The following is a 25,452-nucleotide window of genomic DNA, read 5'->3' as shown; positions in this document are numbered from 1 at the left end:
GCCGCGCCCGGGACGGTACGCTCGGCCCCGGAGGTGGCGCAATGAAGGTGCTCGGCATCGTCGGCTCGATGCGCAACGAGGGGAACACGGGCCAGCTGGTGGAGGCGGTCCTGAGCGCCGTCAAGGAAGCGAAGCCCCGGATGCGGACGCAGACCGTGCACCTGTCCGAGCTCGAGATCGGGCCCTGCCAGGGCTGCTACGAGGTCTGCGCCAAGACGCCCTACAAGTGCGTGGTCAAGGATGACTTCCCGGGCCTCATCCAGAAGATGGAGGAGGCAGACGGCCTCGTGATCGGGTCCCCGCTCTACTTCCCCGTCCCATCGCGGCTGGTGGCGGTGTGCGAGCGGTTGGTGTGCCTGGCCTACTTTCACGACCTGCGCCACCACAAGGGAGCCCACCTGCTCGAGGACAAGCCGTGCGCCCTCGTGGCCGCGACCGGGGGCACGGATCCGTGGGACGTCTTCCAGTACCTGTTCCAGTTCGCCGTGTCCCTGCGCATGACCCCGCTCACCGTGAAGCGCTACCCGTACTACGGCGTGGCGGGTCGGGGGGACCTCGCCCAGGACGAGGAGAGGCCCCTCGAGGGGGCGCAGGAGCTGGGCCGGCTCCTCGCCGAAGAGGTCGAGGGGTAGTCGGACGATGTGCCGGCTCGTCGGGGCCCTCGCCGGAACACCGTTCCCCCTCCGCCGGTACCTCCTGGAGGATCATGGGCTCCTCGCGCTCAGCCTCCGCGGGGCGAAGGCCCCCCACCGCGATGGCGTGGGGTGGGCCTACCGCGACGCACGGGGTCGGATGAGGCTCCACCGCTGGGGCGGGGGGGCTCTCGCTGGGAACGACGGGCTCCCCGGGGATCCGTCCCCGGAGACGACGCTCCTCATCGCCCACGCCCGCAAGGCCTCGCCCGAGTACCGGGCGATGCGGGGGGCGATCCACGCCCACCCCCTCGTTCGGGACGGGGTGTTCCTCGCCCACAACGGGACCGTGCGGGACACATCATCCCTCGGGGACGGGAGCGGGACGGACTCCCAGCGAATCCTGGACTGGCTCGCAGGGGCGTGGCACCCGCGGACCCCGGACCGGCTGGTCGAGGCACTGCGGGAGCTCCTCGGGTTCATCCACGACTACACCGCCCTCAACCTCCTCCTCACCGACGGCTCCTCCCTCTACGCGTTCTGTTGCCACACCCGGGATCCAGACTACTACACCCTCCATCGGCGCGGGGGGGACGGGGCCGTGGTCGTGGCGTCCGAACCCGTGGACGGCCGGGCGGGATGGGAACCCATGCCGAACGGGACCCTCCTCGCTGTGGGCCCTGATGGGGAAGCGAGGGCGTACGATGTGGGTCGCGGAGGTGCTCCGGGGCTGGGCTAGCGACCGCGGCCGTCGCCACGCGGGGCGGTGAGCCCCCTCACGGCTGGGCGGGGGCCTGCGGGTCGGGGAGCCACGCCCGGCCACGGGCCTCGGGCCTGTCCCGGCTCCCCCACCCTTCGCGGGTAGGATTCGCCCATGGAGCACGCACGGGAGCTTGCGCAGAGGTACGTAGGGCGGCCGGGGGTGATCGGGGTGTACCTCGTCGGCTCGGCGAGCCGACCGTTCCGGGACCGGATCTCCGATTACGACCTCGAGGTCGCGGTGGAGGATGAGGCCTATGAGCGAACCGGGCTGGAGGAGCGGCACGTGTTCGCAATCGAAGATGGGCCACCGCGGCGGGTGGACCACGAGTTCTACCTCCGGCCGTGGAGCGAGCTCGCGGCGATGGAGCGCTCGCCCCTCGACCTCGACCACTACCCGTTCCAGCACGCGGTGATCCTCCACGATCCCCAGCGCTTGCTTGGTGAGCTGTTCCCCCGTCTGGCAGCGCTGCCGGCGGAGGTGCAAGCGACGCGGGTGCGGGTCCATTACCTGGAGACGGTGTTCGCCCTCGGCCGGGCGGCGAAGTGCCTCGACCGGGGGAGCGACCTCGCCACGCGGCTCGTCCTCGGGGAAGGCTTAGTGGCTCTGACGAAGCTCCTCGCCGTGGTCTGCGGTTCGTGGGCCCCGACCCGCCATTGGGCGGCGGAGGAGCTGCGGCTCCTCGGCGTTCCGGAGGAGATCCCTGCCCGGATGGCGGCCCTCCTCTCCGCCCCCACACCGCAGGGAATCAAGGAACTCCTGGGAGCCGTCCACGCCTGGCTCGATCACGGGGGGATCTCGCTTGACCGCGATCGGACGAGCCTCATCCGCTGGGCGTTCCTCACCGCGGAGGGCAAGGCAGCGTTCCGCACCTGGGGTGCCCGCTAGGGAAAAATGGGCGACCCGCGATGGGGGGTGAGGCGGAAGGCCTGGTCGAGCGAGGCGCCTAGAACTGTGAAAGGAACCGGATGTCGTTCTGGTAGAAGAGGCGGATGTCCTCGATCCCCCAGCGGAGCATCGCCATCCGCTCCACCCCGAGCCCGAACGCGAACCCGCTGACCTCCTCCGGATCGTAGCCGACCTCGACCAAGACCGCCGGGTCCACCATCCCCGCCCCCATGATCTCCAGCCAATCCCCGGGGGGTCGGCGGATGTGGATCTGGGCCGACGGCTCGGTGAACGGGAAAAAGTCCGCAGAGAAGCGCATTTCGTACCCGGGGCCGAAGAACGCGCTCACGAACTCCCCGATGATCCACTTCAGATGGGCCATCGTGAGCCCCTTCTCCACCCACAAAAGCTCGATCTGGTGGAACACCGGGGAGTGGGTGGCATCGGGGTCGTCCCGCCGGTAGCAGCGGCCCGGGCACACGATCCGCACCGGAGGGGGCTGGGACTTCATGACCCGGATCTGCACCGGCGAGGTGTGCGTGCGGAGGAGGAGGCGATCCTCAATATAGAACGAGTCCCAATCGTCCCGCGCGGGGTGATCGGCCCCGATCGCGAGGGCCTCGAAGTTGTAGTAGTCCGTCTCCACCTCGGGCCCACTCGCCACATCGAACCCGAGCTTCTGAAAGATGTCCTCGATCTCGAGGCGGACCTGGGTCAGGGGATGGAGCCGCCCCAGCGGCCGCCACGTCCCGGGGAGGGAGAGGTCGCATCGCTCAGCCTGGAGCCGGGCTCCGATCGCCTCCCGCTCGAGCGCCCCCCGACGGTCGTCGAGCGCGGCGGTGATCTCCCCCTTGAGGGCATTGAGGAGCTTCCCGGCGGTGGCCCGCGCATCGGGGGGAAGGGCACGAAGCGCGTCGAAGAGCGACGTGACCGAACCCTTGCGGCCGAGGAACCGGACCCGCAGCGCCTCTAGCGCTTCTGGGTCGTGGGCGGCGGCGCTCGCCTGCGCCCACTCCATCCGCACTTCCTCGCACCGCGCCTCCAGCTCGTCGAGGGTCATGGGGCCCGATTATACGCGCCCAGGTGTGTGGCGCGGGCGAGCGGCCAGCTGAACCCACTCCGGTTCCCAAGCTGCTCGGGCTTGGGGAAACGCATTCTGCGCTGCCCGCTTCCTCCCCTTGAGCGGAACCACGGGTTCCCGCCCGGCGGCGGTGGCTCCCTCCACCCGACCGGCCGAAGACACCCCCGCTGGTCTGGTGCCCCGTGAGGCCACGGAAGTTGCACCTACAGGGGTTCCCGATGGTGCAGGCCGATGACATCGATCACCGGCATGGTGAAGAGGATGCCGGTCCCTGGATCGTTGAGCCTCCCAGCCTCGACCGCGGCCTTGACGATCGGTCTGCTCTTCTCTTCTTCGGTCAGTATGAAGATGACCTCTTTGGATGATTCAATGTGCAGATCGAAGAATTTCCTGAACTCCTTCTCCCCTGTCCCCCGTCCGAACAGGATGGTAGCCCCCAATGCCCCCGCCTTCTTCGCTTCTTCCACGACGTGGTCAGCTTGCCCGCGGGCCACGACGATGATCACAACGATGAAGTGCATAACTGGACCCCCCTCATTCTCTGCTAACCAGCTAGATCCCACTGAACATCCCCATCACCAGAACGGAAATGGCGCTGCCAAGTGAAGTAAGGCCCACCAAGCCAAACCCGTTCAGCAACGGGTCGCTACCGACAATGACTTTGGAAAGGCCGATGCCGATCGCCATGCTGATGGGAATGTTGATCGGACCGGTTGTGGCGCTGGCAGAATCAAAGGCGATGCCCACGATGCCCGCCGGGGCGAAATACGTGAGCACAAGGCTGACCAATAGGAGAGGGATGATGATCTTCGCTGAGGAGATCCGGAAGAGGATCTTGGCGATGCCTAGCGACATCCCGACGCCGAAGCCGACGGCCACCGCATGGACCAGCGTGCTCTTCGGCAAAGCGCCGATAGAAACCTCCTCAACCTCCATGGCCAAGGCTTGAAGCGCCGGTTCAGCCAGGGTGGACAGGTACCCCAACAGGAACCCCACGCCGATGATCAGCACTCGGCTGCCCAACGCCGGCAGGTTGGAGCCAACGGATTCCCCGATGGGGATCAGGCAGAGGGAGATCCCCTTCAAGAACATAAACAGGCCGACAAGGGTCAGGAGATAACCTCCCAACAGGGTATAGGGTTTCTGAAGGGGGCTTCTCAGGATCAGGATTTGAAACAATGCGAGACCGAAGACAATGGGGCTTAGGATCCTAAAGGCATAGAGCAAGTCCTTGAGCACTCTGGTCCCTCCTCAACAAGGATGCAGGTGGAAGTTGCCCCGGTTGGGTGGCCACCTTGGCTCCAGCGCTGTCGCCGTGATCGTAGTCCCACACCGGGACACACCACATCCCCGACCGGCAGCTGCCGCGATACCCACCAGCTCAACGTTATCCGGCTCGAACGTCCCCTTCCTCACGCACCTCCTTCGCCTACGGGCAAGCCCTGCCCCCCCGCTCGCGAGAGGGCCGTAAGCACAACCCCAGGGCGCGGGCTCCCCGATCACCGGGGGCATCGGGAGTATAGAGGAGCGGCTCGCTATCCGCCGCTTCGGGGAGACCCAGCAGACGGGGGACGCGTCCCTCACCGCCGGTGACCCCCTGGCGCCACCACGGCCCCAAACATCGAACCGACCGGGAGAGGTCTCGCTTGCCCCGGCTCACCTCGCGAGAATCATCATCCGGTGGGAACTTGCTCCTCCCGGGCACGGGCCCGGGTAGAATGTCCTCTAGGACATGAGGATCGAAGACATCGACTGGGCGAGGTGGGAACCCGAGCAGGAGGCAACGCTCCTCTTCGTCATCCGCGATGGGCAGATCCTCCTCATCCACAAGAAGCGGGGCCTGGGGGCGGGCAAGGTCAACGGCCCGGGCGGCCACGTCGAGCATGGGGAAACGCCGGCGGCGTGCGCGGTGCGCGAGGTGGAAGAGGAGCTGGGGATCACCCCGCTGGGCGTCGAACCGTGCGGTGAGCTCCGGTTCCAGTTCACCGACGGCCTTTCCCTCCTCGTCCACGTGTTTCGGGCGGGCGACTGCCGCGGCGAGCCACGGGAATCGGACGAGGCGATCCCGTTCTGGGTCCCCGTGGATGAGATCCCGTTCGACCGGATGTGGGCCGATGACCGCATCTGGTTCCCGTGGATGCTCCGCGGCGAGCGGTTCGCCGGACGGTTCACGTTCGACGGCGATGCCCTCCTCAATTTCGAGCTACACAGGGCCCCGTCCGGCTTGCCGTGACCGAATCGCCCGCGACCACAGTCCAGGGGGGAAGGGACTGAGGTCCGGGCCATCCTCTTTGTTTATCCGACAATCACCTTCAGTATGACCTGGCAATGGACACCCCTGGCGATCGTGCTCCTTACCACGAGTGCCCTCGCGGTTGGGGTGGCGATTGGCCTCATGCGCTACCGCCGGATCCGGGGCATCCCTGCTCTCGCCGCCACCATGTTCGCCGTAGCGTGGTGGGCGCTCGCGGTGGGGCTGGAATCTGCCGCCGTCCCGCTCCGTCTGAAGATCCTCCTGTCCACCCTCGAATACGCGGGCTCAGGAAGCTCTGCGGCTCTGTTCCTCTTCTTCGCCCTCCGTTACACCGGGCGGACCGCGGGGAGGTCGCGGCGCACGTTGGCGCTCCTATGGGCCCTCCCCATCGCCCAGGTCGCCCTCGTGGCGACGAACGACCTTCACCACTGGATCTGGACCGGCTTCACCTCCGGGCCGCCGAGGTCCAACATCCTCGTCTACCACCACGGCCCGGCCTTCTTCATCGTGGTCGTTGGGCTCTACATCTACCTCGCCCTGGCCATGTCCCTGCTCGTCTCCTCTGCCCTCCGCGCGCCCATTCCCCAGCGGCGGCAGACGGCGGCCATCTTGGTTGCTGCGGTGTTCCCCATCCTCGGTGGCCTCCTGTACACGATAGGCCTCACCCCCGTCCCGGGGCTGGACCTCGCGCCGATCAGCTTCCTCCTGAGCGGGCTCACCCTCTCCGTCGCCATCGTCCCCCTCCACCTGTTCAAGCTGGTGCCGGCGGCCCGCGAGGCGCTCATCGAACGGATGAGCGACGGGATCATCGTGGTGGACGCCGCGGGGCGGATCGTGGACTCCAACCCAGCGGCGCGAGCTCTCCTCTCGCTGGCGGCGGAGGCCCTCGGAACGGAAGCAGCTCACGCGCTTGCGATCTGGCCGGAGATCGCACCCCATCTCCTCCCGCATGAGGAGTCCCACCTCGAGCTCACCGCGTCCCAGGATCCCCTCCTCCGCCTCGACGTGCGGGTGACACCCCTGAAGGGGGGCATCGCGGGGCCCACTGGCCATCTCCTCGTTGTCCGCGACGTGACCGGGCAGTATCGATCGGAGACGATGCTCCAGGAGGCCAACGAGGAATTGCACGCACAGGTTCAGGAGGTCCAGCGCCTCCAGAAGGAGCTTCGGGAGCAGGCGCTCCGCGACCCGTTGACCAAGGTGTTCAACCGCCGGTACTTCGACGAGGCCTTCCCCCGCCTCCTCGAGCGGGCCACGCACGACGGCCGCCCTCTGGCGGTGGTGCTGTTCGACATCGACCTCTTCAAGAAGACGAACGATACCTACGGTCACCGCGTGGGGGACGAGCTGCTCGTTGTGCTCGGACGGCTGTTGACCCGCCTCACCCGCCCGGGGGACATCGCCTGTCGGCTGGGGGGGGAGGAGTTCGTGCTCGTCCTGCCGGAGACGGACCTCTCCACGGCCGTAGGGCGGGCGGACGAAATTCGCCGCGCGTTCGCCGCGGCCATGGTCCCTGGCCTCGGTCTCGGGACGGGTCCGACCCTGTCCGCCGGGGCCGCGGCCTTCCCCGACCACGGCGTGACCCCGGACGAGCTCGTGCACGCGGCCGATGGGGCCCTGTACCGCGCAAAAGGGATGGGACGAAACCGGGTCTGCACAGCACGGGGAGATGTCCGGAGCTAGGCCCCCCGTGCGGTCCTGGAGAAGGGCCGTAGAGCTTCGTGAGGTTGCGGAGTTCGATGGCAGGCGTCATCGAGAGGCTCGGTCGCGGTCTTGCTGCGAGTCGGGCCGGTCACCGAGAGGGGGCACGTGATCTCCTGCCCATCCGGCGAGTGCAGCCCCTCACCCCGCTGCCCTCCGTTGCGGGTATCATCGGTCCACTCCTCAACCGAATCAGGAGGCACGATGGACCAGCGGAAGGTAGCAAAGCTCATGGAGAAACACGGGATCCCGGGCCGGGATGCGTACGATCTCCCGACGAGCCCTCACCGTTTCCCCGACGGGGCCCAGTACCGGATGGAGATCTCCGGGGTCGAGCGGCCGGAGGTCCTGGAGGCGGTCATCGACGAAGCGCGCAAGCGAAAGATCGCCGTGCACCGGATGATCTCGGTGGTCATGGGGGCAACGCTCCTCACCCGGAGCGAGCTCAAGGCCTTCGCCCAGATCGCGGCGGAGGCGAAGGTGGAGGTGATCCTCACCCCCGGCCCCCGCTCGGGGTGGGACACCGGCCGCCAGCTCGTGACGCCGGAGGGGAGCATGTCCGGCCTCCGGTTTCGGGGCTCAGATCAGCTGCGCTACGTGATCGCCGACATCGTGCGCGCGGTGGAGGTTGGGTTCCGTGGGTTCCTCGTCCTCGACGAGGGGCTCCTGTGGCTCCTTGCCCAGATGAGGGCCACGGGGGATCTCCCCCCGGACGTCGTGTTCAAGGTCTCGGTGTTCGCCGGGCACGGGAACGCCGCGGGGGCCAAGGTCCTCGAGAGCTTGGGGGCGAACACGTTCAATCCGGTGGGGGACCTCGACCTGCCGGAGCTGGCCGCGATCCGCCAGGCCGTGCGCCTGCCGATGGACCTCCACATCTTCCTCACCGACAGCTTCGGCGGGTTCAACCGGTTCTACGATGCCCCGGAGATGGTGCGGACCTGCGCCCCGTGCTACTTCAAGCTCGAACCGGGCCCCGCGTGCGTCGCCGGCCCAGGGGCGTTGTACAAGCCGTGGGTGTCGGGGCAGATGCTCGCCGACTGGGGCCGCGAGAAGGTGAAGCACGCGGAGATCATCCACGAGCTCATCCAGACCTCGCTCCCCGGGGCGGTACTCTCGCAGTGGGGGCCCTCCGACCTCGCGTTCCCCCAACCGTAGGAGGGAGGATGACGTTCAGCGAGCTCGTTGCCCTCATCCAGGCCGAGGACATCCGCTGGGTGGACCTCCGCGCAGCCGACCTGCTGGGCCGACTGCGCTGCCTGACCCTGCCCGCCGGCGAACTCACCCCGGCCACCTTCGCCAACGGCGTGGGAGCAGCGGCCTCCCACTATGGGCTCCCGGGAGGGGATCTCGTCCTCATCCCCGACCTCTCCACCGCCCGCGTGGACGCGACCCGCGACCCGCCATCGGTCGTCCTCCTGTGCGACCTCGCCCAGCCCGACGAGGGGCCTCATCCCCTCGCCCCGCGGACGGTGGCCAAGGCGGCGGAGGCGTTCCTCGCGAGCGCGGGGATCGCCGACGAGGCGCGGTTCGGGGTAGAGCTCGAGTTCTACCTGTTCGACGCGATCTGGATCGAGGATGCGCCCCTCGCCCAATGGGTCGAGGTGAGCCCGCTCGGGGCAGCCGGGCCGCGGGCGGTGCCGGGCCCCCGCTCCGGCTACCACGCGGGCGGGCCGGAGGACCAGGGACGGCTCCTCCGACAGCGGGTGGTGGAGACCCTCGGCCAGTGGGGGATCCCCGTCCGCTACCACCACCACGAGGGGGGGGCGTTGGGACAGATGGAGATCGAACTTGGGTTGGGAAGGCTCCTCGACGCGGCGGACTGGACGGCCCTGGCCATGGACGCGATCTCCCGCCTCGCCGCCGCGGAAGGGCTCGTGGCCTGCTTCCTCCCAAAGCCGCTCCACAACCAGGCCGGCAGCGGCCTCCACTTCCATCAATACCTCGCTGCAAAGGGCGTGAACCTGTTTTCAGGCGAGGAAGGCCTCTCCGAGACCGCGTTCCACTACGTGGGAGGCCTCCTCGCTCATGGCCGGGCCCTCTCCGCCCTCGTCTCCCCGTCCACGAACTCCTACCGCCGCCTGGGGCCGGGGTTCGAAGCCCCGGTCCACCTCTCGTTCGGCCGGGCGAACCGCACCGCCGCGGTCCGCATCCCCGGCTACCTCACCGACCCCGCCCACGCCCGGATCGAGTACCGGCCGCCGGATCCCACCTCCAATCCCTACCTCGCGCTCGCGGCGTGCCTCATGGCCGGCGTGGACGGGATCCGAGAGGGGGTAGATCCGGTGGCGAAGGGGTGGGGGCCGGTGGAAGGTGGCCTCGCTGCACGGGGGGGGAAACGGCGCATCGCATCCCTCCCGGGGAGCCTCGGCGAGGCCCTTACGGCCCTGGAGCGGGACCACGACTTCCTCACCCTGGGTGGAGTATTTCCTGAGGAACTCCTTGACCGCTGGATCTCGGTCAAGGAGGACGAGATCCGGGAGCTCGCTGGTCGGCCGCACCCGTACGAATTCCTCCTCTACGCGTGAACGCGTTTCGTGACGCTCGTCTGTCGCTGGGGCAGCTCCCGCCCGGAGCGGGGGGAACGCTCGCCGATGTCCCCGGGGTGCGGGTCGGGCACCACACGATCGCCCACGGCGAAGGCGCAAACGCTATCCGCACCGGGGTCACGGCGATCCTCCCCCCCGGGGATCCCTACGCGGAGCCCCTTCCGGCCGGGGTGTTCGTCCTCCACGGCCACGGGAAGGCGTTGGGGCTCTGGCAGATCCTCCACCTCGGGGAACTGGAGACCCCGATCCTCCTCACGAACACCCTCGCCGTACCCCGGTGCGCCGATGCGCTTCTCACCTGGACCCTCGCCCGACATCCCTCAGCGCGGTCCGTGAACCCCGTCGTCTTGGAGTGTAACGATGGCCGACTGTCGGCGATCGAGGCCCGTCCTGTGACGGAGGGCGACGCCCTGGCCGCCCTGGGGGCAGGGGCGGAGCATGTCGAGGAAGGGTGTGTGGGAGCCGGGACGGGGATGGTCGCGTTCGGCCTCAAGTCTGGGATCGGAACGGCGTCCCGCGCCGTGGGTTCGTTCACGGTGGGCGCCCTCGCCCTCCCCAACATGGGCCGCCGGGAAGACCTCCGTCCCCCCCCTGGCCTCCCGGCACCGGCGAGGGCCAGCCCGCCTGATCAACAAGGGGCGACGGGTTCGCTCATCGTGGTCCTGGCCACAAATGCCCCGCTTTCCCCCGAACAACTGTCGCGGCTCGCCCGCCGGGCCTCCCTCGGCGCTGCCCGCACCGGGGCCCCGGCCACCACGGAGAGCGGGGACTTCACCGTTGCCTTCTCCATCGGGTGGCGGATCCCGCGGGGGGTGGAACGTATCCCGATGGAGCTCATCGCCGATCGCTCCCCGACGATGGGGGGCCTGTACCGGGCCGCGGCCGAGGCCACGGAAGAGGCGATCTACTCCGCCCTCGTTGCCGCCACCCCCCTCGCCGGCCGCGATGGCCAGGTCGTTCCCACCGTGGTTCGTCCCTGAACGTCGAATCTGGGCCGCAAACCCGTCAGGCCTTGGGGACCTTCTGCCAGTCCTTGAGGAACCGGGCAATCCCCGCCTCGGTGAGGGGGTGCCCGAACAGCTTCTTCAGGACCTCGTAGGGCACGGTGGCGATGGGCGCGCCGAGGAGGGCCGCCTGGAGGACGTGGCCGGGATGGCGCACGCTCGCCACAATGACCTCGGTCGGGAACCCGTAGTGGCGGTAGATCGGGAGGATCTCCGCCACGACGCCCATCCCGTCCCCACCAGCGTCGTCAATCCTCCCCACGAACGGGGAGACGTAGGTCGCCCCGCACTTGGCGGCGAGCAGGGCCTGGTTCGCGGAGAAGACGAGGGTCACGTTCGTGTGCACCTCTTCCCGCGCCAGGGCCTGCACGGCCTGCATCCCGGCCTCGGTCATGGGGATCTTCACGACCACGTTCGGGGCAACGCGCGCCAGTTCCCGCGCCTCGCGGATCATCCCGTCGCGATCGAGGGCCACGACTTCTGCCGACACCGGACCGCGCACGATCCCACAGATCTCCCCTAGCACCTCGGAGAACGGCCGCTTCTCCCGCGCCACGAGGGACGGGTTCGTCGTCACCCCGTCCACGAGCCAGGAGAGCTCGCGGATCTCCGCCACGTTCGCCGTGTCCAGGTAGAGCTTCATCGCCTCCGAGTCTAGCCGGTCCCGCCGCGCCCGGCCACGGTTCGCCGTCCGGAGAGAGTTCGCTTAGAATGCCTCGAGGTGGTGTTATGGACTTCGGATCGCTGATCGGGTGGATCGTCCTAGGCGTGTTCGTCCTCCTCTTCCTGTGGGTGACCGTGGTGTACAACAAGCTCGTCCGGCTCGGGGTGCGGGCGGAGGAGGCATGGCGGGGGATCGACACCCTGCTGCGCAAGCGGTTCGACCTCATCCCGAACCTCGTGGAAACGGTCAAGGGCTACGCAACCCACGAACGGGAGGTGTTCGAGCGGGTGACCGAAGCCCGCTCGGCGTCGATGAAGGCGCAGACGCCCAAGGAGCAGGCCGAGGCGGACAACGTCCTCGCCGGGACCCTCAAGTCGCTGTTCGCCGTGGCGGAGAACTACCCCGAGCTGAAGGCGAACGTGAACTTCACCGCGCTTCAGAAGTCGCTCGAGGAGCTGGAGGAGGAGATCGCCCGTTCGCGCCGCTACTACAACGCGGTGGTCCGCGATCTAAATACGGCGATCAAGGTGTTCCCCCAGAACATGATCGCAAACCTGTTCCGAATCAAGGAGCGGGAGTTCTACATGCTCCCCTCGGAGACGATGGCGGAGCCGCCGAAGGTGGACTTCAGCCGATGACGCGCTTCGCCCTCGTCCTCGCCCTCCTGTTCCCCATCCTCGGCTGCGGGGAGGAGATCCAGAGCTACTCCGTCCGGGCGGAGATCGGGGAGGACGGATCCGTCGCCGTGCGCGAGGAGATCGTGGTGTACTTCGACGTCGCCCGCCACGGGGTCTACCGCGAGATCCCCATCTCCTACCGCCTCCCCACGGGGGAGACCTACCGGCTGCGGGTCACGGTGGACGAGGTCCTGGCGGAGGGCGAGCCGGTTCCGTACCGGAAGTACACGGAAGGGAAGAACCTCGTCCTCCAGATCGGCGACCCGGACCGCACCGTGCGCGGCCCGATTGCGTATACAATCCGTTACCAACTCCGGCGAGCCCTGCGCCGCTACGACGAGGAGATCGAGCTCTACTGGAACGCGATCGGAACCGACTGGGCGATGCCCATCGCCCGGGCTCGGGTCGAGATCGCGTTCCCCCCTGAGGTCGCCCCCACCGACGTGAGAACAGTAGGGTACCGCGGTGCGTACGGGACCATGGGCCCGTGGGAGTTGGGGTGGGCTGACGGCTCTCTCGTGGGCGAGGCAGCCGGGCTGCGGGCGGGGGAGGGGCTCACGGTCGCGGTGCGGTTCCCGGAGGGAACGGTGGCCCTCCCCGGGGCGTGGCAGGGATTCCTGTGGTTCCTCCAAGATAACCTGTACGCGGGGATCCCGATCCTCATCCTGGTCGGGATGTTCACCCTGTGGTGGAAGCGAGGGCGCGATCCCAAGGTGGGGTCGGTGGCCCCGGAGTACACGCCGATCGCTGGCCTGGGCCCGGCCGAGGCGGGGGTGCTCCTCGATAACCGCGTCGATCCGCGCGACTTCGCGGCGGGGATCCTCTCGTTAGCCACGAAGGGGCACATCAAGATCCGCGAGATCTGGACAGACGAAAGCGCTCGCGAGCCCGACGACTTCGAGCTCGTGGCCACGGAGAGCGATGCCCCGCTCACCCCGTACGAGCAGGCCCTGCGCGACGCCCTGCTCGGCGGGGCGGGGAGTCGGAAGCTCTCCGACCTCAAGTACAAGCTGTACGACAAGATGCCAGGCCTCAAGACCCGGCTGTACATGGACCTGAGCGAAGACGGGTATTACCTCGGGAACCCCAACCATGTGCGCAGCGCCTATTACGGGATCGGCATCGGGACGATCGTCCTCGCCGCCTTCCTCGGGTCCCTCACCCAGTCCCTCTACCTCGGCCTCGCCCTCGGCGTCTCCGGTCTCATCATCCTCCTCTTCGCCCCGTTCATGCCCAAGCGGACGGGGAAGGGGACCGAGGCGTTGCGGAGCGTGCTGGGGTTGGTGGAGTACATCCGCCGCGCTGAGGTGGACCGGATCGAGTTCGCGGCCCGGGAGAAGCACTTCGACGAGCTCCTCCCCTACGCGATGGCCCTCGGGCTGACCGAGCTGTGGACGAAGAAGTTCGACGGGCTCCTCGCCCAGCCTCCCCAGTGGTACGAGGGGCGGTTCCCCACGTTCGCCCCGTACTGGTTTGGGAGGAGGCTCGTCGCCCTCCAGCATAGCGCCTACAGCGCCGCCACCTCGGCCCCGCGCTCGGCCCATAGCGGCGGGTGGAGCGGCGGGTCGGGGTTCGGGGGGCGCGGGTTCTCCGGGGGGGGGATGGGCGGCGGGGGAGGGCGGAGCTGGTGACGGGATGAACCCCATCTCCTGGCTCGTCCTCGCCCTCCTCGTCGTGGGGACGGCTCTCATCTTGTGGTGGCGATGGACGCGGCGGGTCACGCGCGGCCTGGCGCGGGTCACCGCGGCGTGGGGGGAGCTAGAGAAGGCGCTCGCGGAGAGAGCGACCGCCCTCGAGGCGATGCATGCGGAGCTCGAGCAGGCGGGGTACGTCCCGGAAGGGAGGCCTCGGCTACGGGAGGCCGTGGCCAAGCTGCGCCAGGCCACCGGTCCCCGCGACCTCGCCGCCGCGGATCGGGCGGTGGAGGACGTCCTCCTCCAGATCTACCGCGGCCTCCCCCGGGAGCGGATCGAGGCCATCCGCCAGGCCCAGGACCGCCTGGCCCAGGCCGACGAGGAGCGGGACCTCGCCCGCCGGTCCTACAACGACCTCGCCCTGAGCTGGGCCTTCCTCGTCCACCGCTTCCCCTACCGCCAGATCGCGCGCCACCGCCGGCTCGTCCCCCCCGAGCCGTTCCTCCTGCCGGGAGAGGAAGCGGACTGGGCCCGCCGCCACCTCGATCGCCCCTAGCCCCTGTTGACGGCCCCACCTCCTCCCGCGTATAGTACAACTGAATCATCCATCCTTTCGGAGGTGGTCAAGGTGAGGCGAGGCGCGGTTCTTGTTCTGGCGGCGGTTCTGTCCGTGGGGGCCCTGGCCATGGGCCAGCCGAAGTACGTCGTCCTCTGCGACATCGCGTGGGCTCCGTTCGAGTGGGTGTCCGCCAAGGGGGCCTACCTCGGGTTCGACCTCGACGTGATGCGAGCGATCGCGATCGTGGAGGGCTACGAGATCGAGATCCGGGATACCCCGTTCGACTCGATCATCCCGGCCGTGATCGCCGGCAAGGGGGACATCGGGGCATCGGGGTTCACCATCAACGAGGAGCGGGCCCAGGTGGTGGACTTCTCCGAGCCGTACTGGACCTCGGATCAGGCGGTCGTCACGCGCGCCGGGGCGGGCCTCGACGTGGGTGGGGCGCTGGCGGCGGGGCGCAAGGTCGGAGCCCAGCGGGGCACGACCGGGGCGGGATGGGTAGAGGAGCAGTACCCGGATGTGACCCTCGTCCTTTACGAGACCTATCCGGAGGCGGTCCTCGACCTCCTCGCCGGGCGTCTGGACGCCGTGGTGCAGGACGTGGATCCGTCGCGGCAGGCGGTGGCCCAGTACCCGGGGCTGCTGGAGATCGCGGGGATCATCGAGACGGGGGAGCAATTCGGTTTCCTCGTCGCGAAGGGCGATCCGAAGGGGATCCTTCCCCTCCTGAGCTCCGGCATGGGGAAGCTCAAGGAATCCGGAGCGTGGGACCTCCTCGTTTCCGCCTACTTTGGGCCGGGCCTGGAGGAGATCGAGGCCGCGTGGGAGGCATCCATCGACATCCTCCTCGTAGAGAAGGACGTCCTCAAGTTCGCCCAGACGTTCGCGGCGTTGGTGACCGAGTGAACCCAAGCGGGGGAGGGGCCGCAGACCCCTCCCCCGTATGACTTGACCCATTGACGCTCGAATCCTGGTCTCAGCTTTGGCCCAAGGTTCCGGTCCTCCTTCAGGGCCTGGCGGTGAACCTCGAGCTCCTCGCCGGGCTGCTCAGTTTAGGGCTCGTCATCGGCGTGGTCGTGGCCCTGGTCGAGGTGTATGCCCCGCGCCCGTTCCGGGCGCTCGCCCTCGCCTATGAATGGTTCTTCCGGGGGGTCCCGGAGCTCGTGCTCTTGTTCCTATTCTACTTCGGACCCTCCCAGTTCGGGGTCGAGATCTCGGCGTTCCTCGCCGCGGTGCTCGCGTTGGGGTTCCGTTCGTCAGCCTACCAGTCCCAGATCTTCCGTGGGGCGATCCAGACGATCTCACCGGGGCAGTCCCTCGCCGCGCGCAGCCTGGGGATGAGCCGGCTCGGCGTCATCCGCCACGTGATCCTCCCCCAGGCCCTGCGCCTGTCGCTGGCCGGCTGGTCGAACGAGTTCTCGTCCGTGCTCAAGGACACCACGCTCGCCTACGGGATCGGCGTGGTGGAGGTGATGCGCCAGGCCCGCTACCTCACTGCCCGTAACTTCCCCCTCGCCCTGCCCGCATTCATCGTCGTGGCTTTGATGTTCCTCATCCTCACCTACGCTGGGAACTGGGGGATCGGCCTTCTGGAGAGGCGGCTGCGCGTGCCGGGGCTGGAGGTGAGGGGCTGATGCCGCTTCTAAGGGTGGAGGACCTGCACAAACGGTACGGGACGGAGGAGGTGCTCCGCGGCGTCTCGCTCACGGTGGTGAAGGGGGAGACGAAGGTCGTCATCGGCCCGTCGGGCACGGGCAAGTCCACGCTCCTACGCTGCATCAACCGCCTCACCGAGCCCGATCGGGGGCGGGTGTGGTTGGGGGACAGCGAGGTCACGGGGAAGGGGACCAACCTCAACCGGATCCGATCTCAGATCGGGTTCGTGTTCCAGGACTTCAACCTGTTCACCCACCTCACGGCGCTGGACAACGTGCGGCTCGGCCCCCTCCGCGTGAAGGGGATGGGGAAGAAGGAGGCCACGGAGCGGGCGATGGCGGAGCTGACGCGGGTCGGGCTCGCCGACAAGGCGAGCGCCTACCCCGCCGAACTGTCGGGGGGCCAGCAGCAGCGGGTGTCGATCGCCCGCGCCCTGGCGATGGACCCGCAACTCATCCTGTTCGATGAGCCCACCAGCGCCCTCGACCCTGAGCTGATCGGCGAAGTGCTGGGGGTGATGGTGAAGCTCGCCGAGGAGGGGATGACGATGATCGTCGTCACCCACGAGATGGGGTTCGCCCGCAGCGTAGCGGACGAGATCGTGTTCATGGAGCACGGGGTGATCGTGGAACAGGGGCCGCCGGAGAAGATGTTCCGCTCCCCCGAAGTGGCGCGGACGGGGGACTTCCTGCGCAAGATCAGCGAGCTCTACGGGGACGCGGCATGAACCTCGTCTTCGACTGGGCGTGGCTGCCCCAGCTCGGTCGGGGCCTCGTCCTCACCGTTGAGCTCACCGCGGCCTGCATGGCCCTCGGGGCGCTCGTGGGGATCGTGCTCGCCCTCCTCCGCGTCTACGCGCGGGGATGGCTCTCCCCCCTCTACGCGCTGGCAAGCGCCTACGTGCACCTGTTCCGGGGGACCCCCCTTCTCGTCCAGCTCATGATCGTCCACTTCGGCCTCCCCAACGTGGGAATCGTCTTCACCCCGTTCGTATCCGGCTTAGTAGCGATGGCCCTCAACACCGCGGCCTACCAGGCGGAGTACTTCCGCGGCGCGATCCAATCCGTCAAAGCGGGGCAGATGATGGCCGCGCGGTCGATCGGGCTCACTCGCCTCCAGGCGATCCGCCACGTCATCATCCCCCAGGCATTGCGGCTCGTGATCCCGCCATGGTCGAATGAGCTCATCTACATGCTCAAGTACTCATCCATCGTGTACATGGTGGGGGCGGCGGATCTGATGGGGGTCGGGCGCACGATCGCCGCGAAGAACTTCCGGTTCCTCGAGCTGTTCCTCGTGGTGGCGGCCATCTACCTCGCGGTGGTGCTCCTCCTCACCCTGACCATGCGCTGGGTCGAGAAGAGGCTCCGTGTCCCCGGCCTCGGGACGTCCGGCCGCGGCGCCTAGAGCCCGAGCCAATCCGCGATGAGGTCGGCGAGCGGGTAAGGACTCTCTGCGGCGAGGGCCGCGAGGAGGTCCGCCCCGGAGGCGATCCGCCCCCGAAACTCCTCCCGGTAGCGGCGGAGGGCGCGGAAGAACGCGTCATCCCCCATCCTCTCCCGCACCGCATGGAAGAAGAGCGCGCCACCGGAGTACACGATCCCCCCGTACCCGTCCCCGTTCGGGAACTCCCACACTGGGCTTGTGATCCCAGCGGTCCTGTTCCGCGCCCGACCTTGGGCGTAGCCAGATTCCCAGTAGCGGAGGATCTCGGCGGACCTCCCCTCGGACTCGAAGTAGAGGCCGGATGTGTAGGTGGCGAGCGCCTCGTCCGCCCATGGCTCGGCCACCTGGTCGCTCCCCACCTCGGCGTACCACCACTGATGGGCGGCCTCGTGGGCGAAGATCATCGGAAAGAACAGAGGATCGGACGGATAGCGGCTGTAGTAGCCCTCCCCGGCGAGGATGAGGCCCGGGTACTCGATCCCTGCCGCCCCCCGCAGGGGCACCGCGACCACATCGAGCTCGGAAAGGGAGAGGGGGCCAAAGTGGCGCGCGAACACGTCGAGCGCGGCCACCGTGATCTCGAGCGCGGCCCGGCTCGCCTCCGCGTGCTCGGGCCGAGAGTAGCTGTGCACTTCAACCCCGTTCGCCGACGCCGTTTGGAGTTCGTACCCATGGAGGAGGACGACCGCCATCTCCCGCAGGCTTTCCCCTTCAGCCCTGTACCGGCCCGGGGCGATCTCGACCTCGGTCCCGCCCGCGACGACGGTCCACCCGTCGGGCACAGCCAGGTCGAGCGTGTAGTCCGCGGCCTCCGCGACCAGCGGATCGCCCCACGGGAAGACGGGGTAGGCGATCCACCCTCCGTCCCACGGGGCGAGGATTGGGTAGGCTTGGGAGAGGACGATCGCGTGCGCGGAGCGGGCATAGGCCCCATATCCGTCCGTGGATGAGAACTCCGGCACCGTCCCGGCGAAGGCGAGGGCCACCGTGAACTCCTCCCCGGCTCCGGTGGAGATGGCCACGGTCGCCGTCGTCGGCTCGATGCATTCCCAACTGACTTCCTGGCCCTCAACCCACGCCCCACGGAGGGCGAGACGGTCGCCCCTGGGGGCCGCCGGGTACAGGCGGAACACGGCCTCTGGCCAATCGGCAGGGGCGACCCCGCGGACGGTGGCCTCCCCCCAGATCTCCCCCCCTGCCCCGACCGAGATCGCTAGCTCATACCGGACCGATGCGGCGAGGGAGGTTCCGGAAAGGGCGGTGGCGAGGACGACCGCCCATAACACCGAGAGGACGTGCGGCCCACGGCGGGACGAACCACGCGGGCCTGCGGCCGGAGGGGCCATCGTCAGCCTTCCGAACGCCGAAGGAACGTTGGGATGTCGAGGTCCTCGCCGGGGGTCCGGCGGGGGATGACGGGCCGCGGCCGCTCCTTCTCCTCCTCCTCAACTGCGACCTCGCGGAAGTCGGCCGCGATCACGGTCACCTCGACCTTCCCGCTCTGCTGGGGCTGGATCACTGCCCCGAACGTGATATCGGCCTCGGCGGCAGCGGATCGGCGGATGAACTCCGCCACCTGGGTCACCTCGGTCAGCGTGAGATCCTCCCCGCCGGTGATGTTGAGGAGGACGCGCCGCGCCCCCTTGATCGTCCCCCCCTCGAGGAGGGGGTTCGTCACCGCTGCCTTCGCCGCGCGCAGGGCCCTGTTCTCGCCCCGGTCCTCCCCCATGCCCATCATCGCCGTCCCCGCCCCCCGCAGCACGGAGGCGACATCCGCGAAGTCGAGGTTGACCAAGCCGGGCACGGTGATGAGGTCGGAGATGCCCCGCACCCCACGCAGGAGCACGTCATCGGCGAGCCGAAACGCCTCGGTCACCGAGACGTTGGGGACGATCTCCAGGAGGCGATCGTTGCGGACCACGATCAGGACATCGCTCTTCTCCGCCAACCGCGCCAGGCTCGCCTGGGCCCGCTGGGCCCGTAGTTCCCCCTCGAACGAAAACGGGAGGGTGACCACCCCCACCGTGAGCGCGCCACGGGAGCGGGCAATCTGGGCCACCACCGGCGCGCTGCCCGCGCCCGTCCCCTTCCCGAGCCCGCAGGTGAGGAACACGAGGTGGGCGTCAGCGATGAGATCCTCAATCTCCGCCACAGCCTCCTCCGCCGCCCGGCGCGCCTTGTCCGGATCCCCACCGGTGCTCCGGCCATGGGTCACCCGCTGGCCGAGGAGAAGACCCTCCCCGCCATGGAACGAGGACAGCACCTGACGATCCGTGTCGAGGGCCGCCAGGCGAACCCCCGCCAGCTTGGCGTCGCGCATCCGGCTGAGGGCGTTGATCCCCCCACCCCCGATCCCCAGGACGAGGATCCGCGCCGGCATGGGATGGGCGGGGGCCTCCGCGGGCACGGGTATCGTGGCCTCCTCTTCAAACGGGAGCGTGCGTTGCTCCCCTGGCTCGGTCAGATGCACCTCGACCTCCCCGAACACGGCCCGCACCGCCTCGGTGAGCTTCCCCAGCTTGCGTTGGACGTAGTCTCTCTTGAACGGTGAGTCGATCTCGATCAGGAGGACACCGCGGTCCCGTCGGACCTTATCTGGGGAGGTAGGAAGGCACGCGCGGAGCAGCTGATCCTGGACTCCCCCGAGAAGCTCCCGCCATTTCTGGGCGACCTCCTCTCTCCCCCGTTCGCGGTCCATGGCCTACCGGCCATTGTGGCGATCCCCGCATGGGCCGTCAACTCGCGGCCCGCACCAGTTCGGGAATCGAGCGGAAGTGGTCAACGACCGCGTGCGCAGCCCGCGCCACCTCCGGCTCCTTCGGCGCGTAGGCGATCGCGTACCCCACGGCTGCGAACACCGGGATATCGTTCAGGTGATCCCCCACGAACGCGACCTCCCCGAGGGACAGGCCCCGCTGGCGTGCCACCTGTTCCACCACGGCGCGCTTCTCGCCCAGGCCCACCCGCACCACCGCCTCCCCCGTGAACCGACCGTCCGCGACGAGGAGCTCGTTCGCGATCGCGAAAGCGAGGCCGAGCTCCTCCCGAACCCGGTCCGCGACGAGGCTCACCCCCGAGGACACGATCCCCAGGACGTATCCGGCCTCCTTTAGCTCGGCAACCGCCTCGCGGACGCCGGGGGCGTAGGGGGGAGGGAACAGGGCCTCTTCTACACGGGCGAGAGGCACCCCGCGGAGCAGGGAAGCGTTCTCCCTCACCCAGTCTGGATATTCATCCAGCCGCCCCCGGTAGCGGGCGAGGAGATCGTCCCACAGCTCCCCGACCCCTGCGGCCACGCCGAGCGCGCCCCAACTCGACTCGAAGGCGACCCCGTGGTAGCGAACGAGGGTCCCGTCGAGGTCGAAGAGTACAGTCCGGATCACGGGACCCGGGTGAGCGTGACCTCCCGCCCCAGCCCGAGTGCGGCGAGCCTTCCCGCTGGCACCTCGAGCGCAAATGTGAACGGATCAGCTGCCCCGTAGAGGTCCTTCGAATCGGCCTCCATCGTCGTCCGGCCGAGGAACGCCCCGTCGGCGGCGAAGAACACGAGGTCGAGCGGGAGGAACACGTTCTGCATGTGGAACTGGCTCACCGTGGGGGCCTCGAACACGAACAGGATCGCGAGGTCCTTTCCCGTCTCGCTCGGGATCCCCTGGAACCCGATGAACCTCTCGTGCGGGAGCGCGGCGACGCGGGCTACGAGGTTCGCCTGGTTCCCGGCCGCGTCCGCCAGGATCAGGGCCTGTTCGCGCATCGTCCCCACCACCCCGGGCAGGCCAGGGTAGAAGCCACGGTCCAGGAGCGGAGCAGCGTCCTCGCCCCCGCCCCCGAACAGGACCGGGAGATCGCCGATCCCATCCTTGTTCTCGTCCGGCGCTGTGTAGTCGGAGTACCAGTTCCCCCGCCCGTCGGGGGCCCACAGGTTCTTCCCGAGGTCCCGCGCCGCGCGGCTGCAATCCCAGATCAGGTTCTCGTAGACCCGAGTCCCGCTCGTCTCCGTGCCGAGGTACAGCGCGTCCGTAGAGCGGTAGAGCACGTTGTGGCGGACGGTGTTGCCGGTGGGGGTGGCCTGCCCATAGGCCTCCTCGAAGATGAGCCCGATATTCGCCCGCGCGATGAGGTTCCGTTCGTAGACCCCATACGAACCGAGGGTTGAGATCCCATAACCCACCTGGGCCATCGTCGAGTACGCCACCCGCGGGTTCTGGGCCCCGCCCTCGATGAACACGGCAACATCGGATTCGGTGAACGCACACGCCTCCACCACCGCGCCCTGCGACGTCTCGATCTCCACCCCATGGTTGTTCTGGTAGAATAGCCCCTGCTGGATCACCGTCTCCTGCGCCCCGCCCGTCACAAGGACGCCGATCGAATTCGCGGCGAACGCATTGTTCCGCACCATCACCCCGTCGGAGCCGTTCACGAGCAACCCCACCTGGTTCGCGTACAGCCCAACCTTCTCCACCCACACCCGATCCGAGAGGAGGACCGAGATCCCCGCCTGGGCACAGTTCGCAATCCGTGGGGAATCCACGACCACCGTGCCCGGGGAGGAGACGATGAACACCCCGTTCCCCATCGCGCGCGAGATGTCCGCGTTCTCGATCCGCACGCCCTCGGAGAAGGCAACCGTGATCCCATCCCCCTTGTCGATCTTCGCCCCCCGGAGGGTCACGTTGCGACACGCGGCGAGCGTGATGTTCCCCGCGGCGATCCCCTCCAGGACTTGCCCAGAGGCCCCGTAGTAGTAGCGGACCTCTTGGCCGTTCACGGTGGTGGTCGGCTCGACCGCGTGCCGAAAGTGCTCCGCCTCGAGCCCCAACACCTGGAACCCGACCCCGTACACGCCGAGGAAGGTGTCGCGCACCGCGATATCCCGCGACGTCTGGATGCGGATCCCATTGATGCTATCGCTAACTGAGCAATCCTCGATCGTCCCTCCCGTCACATCGGCGAGGTAGATCGCGGCCCCGCGGGAGTCCATCGCTCCGCTCACCAGGCACCCCCGGATGACGAACGCGGCCGTGGTATCCTCGACCCGGATCCCGTAGAGCTCCCCATCAGGGACGCGGATCTGCCCCCCCACGATCAGGTAGGGATCAGCGGGGGTTCCCGCGCCGCCGATCACCCCGTTGTCGGCTGTGAAATCGGCATCGGAAAGGATGACAATGGGCCCGCGCTCAGCCGCCGCGCCCACGACAAGAGCCACCCCACTCAGTAAGATCGCGATTGCTCTGTGCATCGTACCTCCTTAGACTTGGCAAAGGATAGCGATGGTGCACAGGCTAAGCAACCAATGTGGATCTTCAAAGGAGGCGGGATGGAACTCTCTCGGATGAGCTGGGCTGAAGCGAGGAACAGACTGGGTAAGGCGCGGGTCGCTCTCCTTCCGGTGGGGTCCACCGAGCAACACGGACCGCACCTCCCGCTCGGGACCGACCACCTCACCGCAGCCGAGGTGGCGCGGCGGACGAGCGCTCGTGGGGGGTGGCTCGTCCTCCCCACCGTGCCGGTGGGGGTGTCCGAGCACCACCGTCAGTTCTGGGGTACGCTGTGGGTCGAGCCCTCTCTCCTCCGGGACTACGTCCTCGGGATCGCCCGGTCGCTTGGGACGCACGGCGTGCGCCGGATGGTGTTCGTGAACGGGCACGGCGGCAACACCGCTGCCCTCGACGAGGCGGCGCGGACCCTCCGCGGGGAAGGGATCTTCTGCTTTGTCTTCTCGTGGTGGAGGGCGATCCCGGAGACGATCGCGGCCGTAATCGAGACGGGAGGGTCCCATGCCGGGGAGATGGAGACCTCCGCCGTGCTCGCGTTCGCCCCCGAGCTCGTGGACACGAACCGGTATGCGGACGCCATCGCCGGGGCGGCCCCGGAGTGGGGGAAGCGCCTCCACGGGATCGAGGTCGGGTTCGACACGCGCGACTTCTCCGCAAGCGGCGCGACGGGGAACCCCTCCCGCGCCACAGCGGAAAAGGGGGAGGCACTCCTCACCGCGGCCGCGGAGAGGTTGAACGCATTCTGCCAGTGGCTCGCCGCAGAGCCCGAGGAGAGGCTCCGCCCCCACGGCCACCTCCCTTGAGGATGCCGGCGCTCTCAGACGGGCCGCTAGAAGGAGACCTTCCCTCCCACGTTGAACCATTCCAACGGTTCGGCTTTGACGAAGTTCCACTGCCCTTTCGCGGATACGGTCGCATTCGCGGCGAGGGGGATCTCGAGCGTGAGCCGCACCCGCTGCAGGCCGCCGACCGTCCCCTTCGCCCCGAACCACAGTTCTGTGGTCGAGGTGATCGACCCTCCGCAGCAGCCACCCCCGGTGGACGAGATCTCAACGTACTCGAACTCGTCGGCGTAGAACGTGACGTCGGTCATGTCCTCCACCGCATCGGGATCGAGCGCGGTGACGAGCCCCAGCTTCACCGGGCCGAACGAGCAGGAAACCCGCCAGCCGTAGAAGGAGATCCCCGTGAAGCTTGACCCATTCCAATCTACGTCTCCGTACACGGTGAGGCAGCCGGAGAGCCGCGGCCAGATGCGCGTGAACGTCACGGTTTTCTTCCCCGGCGTGAGGGAGATCCCGACCTCGGCGGCGAGGTCGCAGCAGCCCACCGAGAGCCCCTCAAGCGTGAGGGTAACGGCGTCCAGCCCGCGACACTTGGAGAAGGTGAGCCCAAGGTCGAGCCGGAGGCCGTCCGCGAGGGGATAGCCCTCAAGCGCGGCCGTGGCCTGGAGGAGGCCCAGGCCGACTCCGCAATCGGAAAGGTCCACGGTGAACGACCAGCGGTCCCACGCGAAGTGAGTCCGCGCCACGAACAGGCCTCCCGTGTGAAGATCCGCCCCGCAGCACGGCCCGATCGAGAGATCGCCGGGATCGGTGAGGACCACGCGGGCGACGTTCTCCGCCGCCGGGGGGCCCGTGCCGATCATCCCCCGGACGCAGATCGTCTTATTCATCAGGCTGCTGGGGAAAGAACCCCCAAACACGTCCTGGAAGGCCGGCAGGGCAGTCTCAGGGATGTACACCTCCAGCCGGTTGGGGACCGTTTCCCCTCCCCCGAGGCGGAGGCGACGGTACCCCGCGGGCGAGGTCACGCTCGCCACCGGTCCCTGGATGAACACGGCCTCCCCCACATGCTCAAGGACCTCGGACCAGAGGATGAGGGGGTGGGGGCAGGTCGTATCCGGCCGCAGCCCGCAACAGGAGCCCACCGTGAGGTCAGAGGTGCTGGACACGGTCACCTGGGGGGCAGAATGGGCGGGGGGGGTCGTGTAGCGGACGTCCTTGATCGTCCCCCGCACGCACACGACCTTCCCCACAAGGCCCTGCCAGAACTGCGGGCCCAAGGCCTCCTCGAACTTGGCGACATTCGCGGCGGAGATGGAGACCTCGAGCCGCTCCGGATCGGGAGGCAGGCGGCCGAGGTACAGCTTGAGGGGGCCCGACCCGTCGTACCCCACGACCGGTCCCTCCACGTAGAGCGTGCGCCCGATGTGCTGCCACGCCTCATCCCACGGGATCGCGTTCACACACGGCCAGGGCCCGAACCTGTCCTTGTCGGAGGAGGTGTACTCCCCCGCTGAGCCAAAGTGGTAGGCGCTGAGGAGGAGGGTTCCATCGCCGATCGCCATCTCCAGGTGGGCCCATGCCCGCCGGTAGCGCACCTCCTGGGCGTGGAAGTAGATCTTCCCCTCGAGATCGAACGGGCCCGCTGGTCCGGACAAAGAGAAGCTCTGGTAGCGGAGGCCATCGTGGTAGAACGTGGACTCGCTTTCTACTCCGAGCCCGGCGACGGTGGCCTTGAGGGTGAGCGAGCACCCCTGAAGCTCGAACGCGGGAAGGAGCCCCAGGGTCAGGTCCAATGCCCCCGAGATTGGGGGCTGGGCCTGCGCCCCCAGGGCGAAGGCAAGGACGAGGGATGCTGCGCCCACCACCCGCACGACGTCCTC

Annotated in this window: 25 protein-coding genes; 16 read left to right on the top strand and 9 right to left on the bottom strand. The window is 68.4% G+C overall.

Annotated elements, in window-relative coordinates; all coding sequences use genetic code 11:
- Positions 1 to 41 precede the first annotated feature (41 nt).
- From BARAN1_RS01775 to BARAN1_RS01765, 3 genes are all read left to right on the top strand, one after another.
- Complete coding sequence (locus BARAN1_RS01775) at positions 42 to 632, top strand: flavodoxin family protein (protein WP_122030625.1); 591 nt, start codon at positions 42 to 44, stop codon at positions 630 to 632.
- A gap of 7 nt (positions 633 to 639) precedes the next feature.
- Complete coding sequence (locus tag BARAN1_RS01770) at positions 640 to 1,371, top strand: class II glutamine amidotransferase (RefSeq protein ID WP_122030624.1); 732 nt, start codon at positions 640 to 642, stop codon at positions 1,369 to 1,371.
- Positions 1,372 to 1,506: 135 nt separating this feature from the next.
- Positions 1,507 to 2,280: a nucleotidyltransferase family protein gene (locus tag BARAN1_RS01765; RefSeq protein WP_122030623.1), complete on the top strand. Its 774-nt coding sequence runs from the start codon at positions 1,507 to 1,509 to the stop codon at positions 2,278 to 2,280.
- Between the two features lie 58 nt (positions 2,281 to 2,338).
- On the opposite strand, the gene pheS is transcribed toward BARAN1_RS01765, so the two are convergent.
- From pheS to BARAN1_RS01750, 3 genes are all read right to left on the bottom strand, one after another.
- Complete coding sequence (pheS, locus tag BARAN1_RS01760; RefSeq protein ID WP_122030622.1) at positions 2,339 to 3,340, bottom strand: phenylalanine--tRNA ligase subunit alpha; 1,002 nt, start codon at positions 3,338 to 3,340, stop codon at positions 2,339 to 2,341.
- A gap of 224 nt (positions 3,341 to 3,564) precedes the next feature.
- Complete coding sequence (locus BARAN1_RS01755) at positions 3,565 to 3,882, bottom strand: P-II family nitrogen regulator (RefSeq protein WP_122030621.1); 318 nt, start codon at positions 3,880 to 3,882, stop codon at positions 3,565 to 3,567.
- A gap of 31 nt (positions 3,883 to 3,913) precedes the next feature.
- Positions 3,914 to 4,600: a DUF1538 domain-containing protein gene (locus BARAN1_RS01750; RefSeq protein WP_122030620.1), complete on the bottom strand. Its 687-nt coding sequence runs from the start codon at positions 4,598 to 4,600 to the stop codon at positions 3,914 to 3,916.
- 493 nt (positions 4,601 to 5,093) lie between these two features.
- On the opposite strand from BARAN1_RS01750, the gene BARAN1_RS01745 reads away from it, so the two are divergent.
- The 5 genes from BARAN1_RS01745 to BARAN1_RS01725 all read left to right on the top strand — a co-directional run bounded on the left by BARAN1_RS01745 (position 5,094) and on the right by BARAN1_RS01725 (position 10,842).
- On the top strand, positions 5,094 to 5,594 hold the full coding sequence (locus BARAN1_RS01745; RefSeq protein WP_122030619.1) for an 8-oxo-dGTP diphosphatase: 501 nt from the start codon (positions 5,094 to 5,096) through the stop codon (positions 5,592 to 5,594).
- Between the two features lie 84 nt (positions 5,595 to 5,678).
- Positions 5,679 to 7,298, top strand: coding sequence for a histidine kinase N-terminal 7TM domain-containing diguanylate cyclase (locus tag BARAN1_RS01740; protein WP_122030618.1), 1,620 nt, complete (start codon positions 5,679 to 5,681; stop codon positions 7,296 to 7,298).
- A 222-nt stretch (positions 7,299 to 7,520) separates the two neighbouring features.
- A complete protein-coding gene (locus tag BARAN1_RS01735; protein WP_122030617.1) occupies positions 7,521 to 8,471 on the top strand; it encodes a hypothetical protein in 951 nt (316 codons plus the stop codon).
- Between the two features lie 8 nt (positions 8,472 to 8,479).
- The gene (locus BARAN1_RS01730; protein ID WP_122030616.1) at positions 8,480 to 9,841 is read left to right on the top strand and encodes a glutamine synthetase family protein; all 1,362 of its coding nucleotides are present in this window, start codon (positions 8,480 to 8,482) and stop codon (positions 9,839 to 9,841) included.
- A complete protein-coding gene (locus BARAN1_RS01725) occupies positions 9,838 to 10,842 on the top strand; it encodes a P1 family peptidase (protein ID WP_122030615.1) in 1,005 nt (334 codons plus the stop codon). The genes BARAN1_RS01730 and BARAN1_RS01725 overlap by 4 nt, the downstream gene beginning before the upstream one ends.
- 25 nt (positions 10,843 to 10,867) lie before the next feature.
- On the opposite strand, the gene fsa is transcribed toward BARAN1_RS01725, so the two are convergent.
- Entirely contained in the window at positions 10,868 to 11,509 is a 642-nt protein-coding gene (fsa, locus tag BARAN1_RS01720) for a fructose-6-phosphate aldolase (protein ID WP_122030614.1), read from the bottom strand.
- Positions 11,510 to 11,595: 86 nt separating this feature from the next.
- Here fsa and BARAN1_RS01715 point away from each other — a divergent pair, with 86 nt between their 5' ends.
- The 7 genes from BARAN1_RS01715 to BARAN1_RS01685 all read left to right on the top strand — a co-directional run bounded on the left by BARAN1_RS01715 (position 11,596) and on the right by BARAN1_RS01685 (position 17,466).
- On the top strand, positions 11,596 to 12,168 hold the full coding sequence (locus BARAN1_RS01715; protein WP_122030613.1) for a LemA family protein: 573 nt from the start codon (positions 11,596 to 11,598) through the stop codon (positions 12,166 to 12,168).
- Positions 12,165 to 13,838: a DUF2207 domain-containing protein gene (locus BARAN1_RS01710; protein WP_122030612.1), complete on the top strand. Its 1,674-nt coding sequence runs from the start codon at positions 12,165 to 12,167 to the stop codon at positions 13,836 to 13,838. Before BARAN1_RS01715 ends, BARAN1_RS01710 begins: the two co-directional genes overlap by 4 nt.
- Positions 13,839 to 13,842: 4 nt before the next feature.
- Positions 13,843 to 14,397, top strand: a complete 555-nt coding sequence (locus BARAN1_RS01705; RefSeq protein ID WP_122030611.1) for a hypothetical protein — start codon at positions 13,843 to 13,845, stop codon at positions 14,395 to 14,397.
- A 72-nt stretch (positions 14,398 to 14,469) separates the two neighbouring features.
- Positions 14,470 to 15,309 (top strand): transporter substrate-binding domain-containing protein, encoded by an 840-nt coding sequence (locus tag BARAN1_RS01700; protein ID WP_157959378.1) that lies wholly within the window; start codon positions 14,470 to 14,472, stop codon positions 15,307 to 15,309.
- 50 nt (positions 15,310 to 15,359) lie between these two features.
- Complete coding sequence (locus BARAN1_RS01695; RefSeq protein WP_122030609.1) at positions 15,360 to 16,037, top strand: amino acid ABC transporter permease; 678 nt, start codon at positions 15,360 to 15,362, stop codon at positions 16,035 to 16,037.
- Positions 16,037 to 16,786: an amino acid ABC transporter ATP-binding protein gene (locus tag BARAN1_RS01690; RefSeq protein ID WP_122030608.1), complete on the top strand. Its 750-nt coding sequence runs from the start codon at positions 16,037 to 16,039 to the stop codon at positions 16,784 to 16,786. Before BARAN1_RS01695 ends, BARAN1_RS01690 begins: the two co-directional genes overlap by 1 nt.
- Positions 16,783 to 17,466 carry an amino acid ABC transporter permease gene (locus tag BARAN1_RS01685; protein ID WP_122030607.1) on the top strand — a complete coding sequence of 228 codons (684 nt, stop codon included), beginning with the start codon at positions 16,783 to 16,785 and terminating at the stop codon, positions 17,464 to 17,466. The genes BARAN1_RS01690 and BARAN1_RS01685 overlap by 4 nt, the downstream gene beginning before the upstream one ends.
- Here BARAN1_RS01685 and BARAN1_RS01680 read toward each other — a convergent pair.
- The 4 genes from BARAN1_RS01680 to BARAN1_RS01665 are packed head-to-tail and all read right to left on the bottom strand — an operon-like array spanning position 17,463 to position 22,747.
- On the bottom strand, positions 17,463 to 18,851 hold the full coding sequence (locus BARAN1_RS01680; protein ID WP_122030606.1) for a M1 family aminopeptidase: 1,389 nt from the start codon (positions 18,849 to 18,851) through the stop codon (positions 17,463 to 17,465). The two genes, BARAN1_RS01685 and BARAN1_RS01680, sit on opposite strands and share 4 nt — an antisense overlap.
- A 2-nt stretch (positions 18,852 to 18,853) precedes the next feature.
- The gene (gene ftsZ / locus BARAN1_RS01675) at positions 18,854 to 20,203 is read right to left on the bottom strand and encodes a cell division protein FtsZ (RefSeq protein WP_231944279.1); all 1,350 of its coding nucleotides are present in this window, start codon (positions 20,201 to 20,203) and stop codon (positions 18,854 to 18,856) included.
- Between the two features lie 37 nt (positions 20,204 to 20,240).
- Positions 20,241 to 20,888, bottom strand: coding sequence for an HAD family hydrolase (locus tag BARAN1_RS01670; RefSeq protein ID WP_157959377.1), 648 nt, complete (start codon positions 20,886 to 20,888; stop codon positions 20,241 to 20,243).
- The gene (locus BARAN1_RS01665) at positions 20,885 to 22,747 is read right to left on the bottom strand and encodes a right-handed parallel beta-helix repeat-containing protein (protein ID WP_122030604.1); all 1,863 of its coding nucleotides are present in this window, start codon (positions 22,745 to 22,747) and stop codon (positions 20,885 to 20,887) included. The genes BARAN1_RS01670 and BARAN1_RS01665 overlap by 4 nt, the downstream gene beginning before the upstream one ends.
- Before the next feature lie 78 nt (positions 22,748 to 22,825).
- On the opposite strand from BARAN1_RS01665, the gene BARAN1_RS01660 reads away from it, so the two are divergent.
- On the top strand, positions 22,826 to 23,587 hold the full coding sequence (locus BARAN1_RS01660; protein WP_122031743.1) for a creatininase family protein: 762 nt from the start codon (positions 22,826 to 22,828) through the stop codon (positions 23,585 to 23,587).
- Between the two features lie 26 nt (positions 23,588 to 23,613).
- On the opposite strand, the gene BARAN1_RS01655 is transcribed toward BARAN1_RS01660, so the two are convergent.
- Positions 23,614 to 25,443, bottom strand: a complete 1,830-nt coding sequence (locus BARAN1_RS01655) for a hypothetical protein (RefSeq protein WP_122030603.1) — start codon at positions 25,441 to 25,443, stop codon at positions 23,614 to 23,616.
- Positions 25,444 to 25,452 lie beyond the last annotated feature (9 nt).

It is taken from the genome of Candidatus Bipolaricaulis anaerobius (genome assembly GCF_900465355.1).
Taxonomy (GTDB): Bacteria; Bipolaricaulota; Bipolaricaulia; order Bipolaricaulales; family Bipolaricaulaceae; genus Bipolaricaulis; species Bipolaricaulis anaerobius.
Note: the sequence above shows the minus strand (reverse complement) of the source record. Positions and strands in the feature narration are given on the sequence as shown.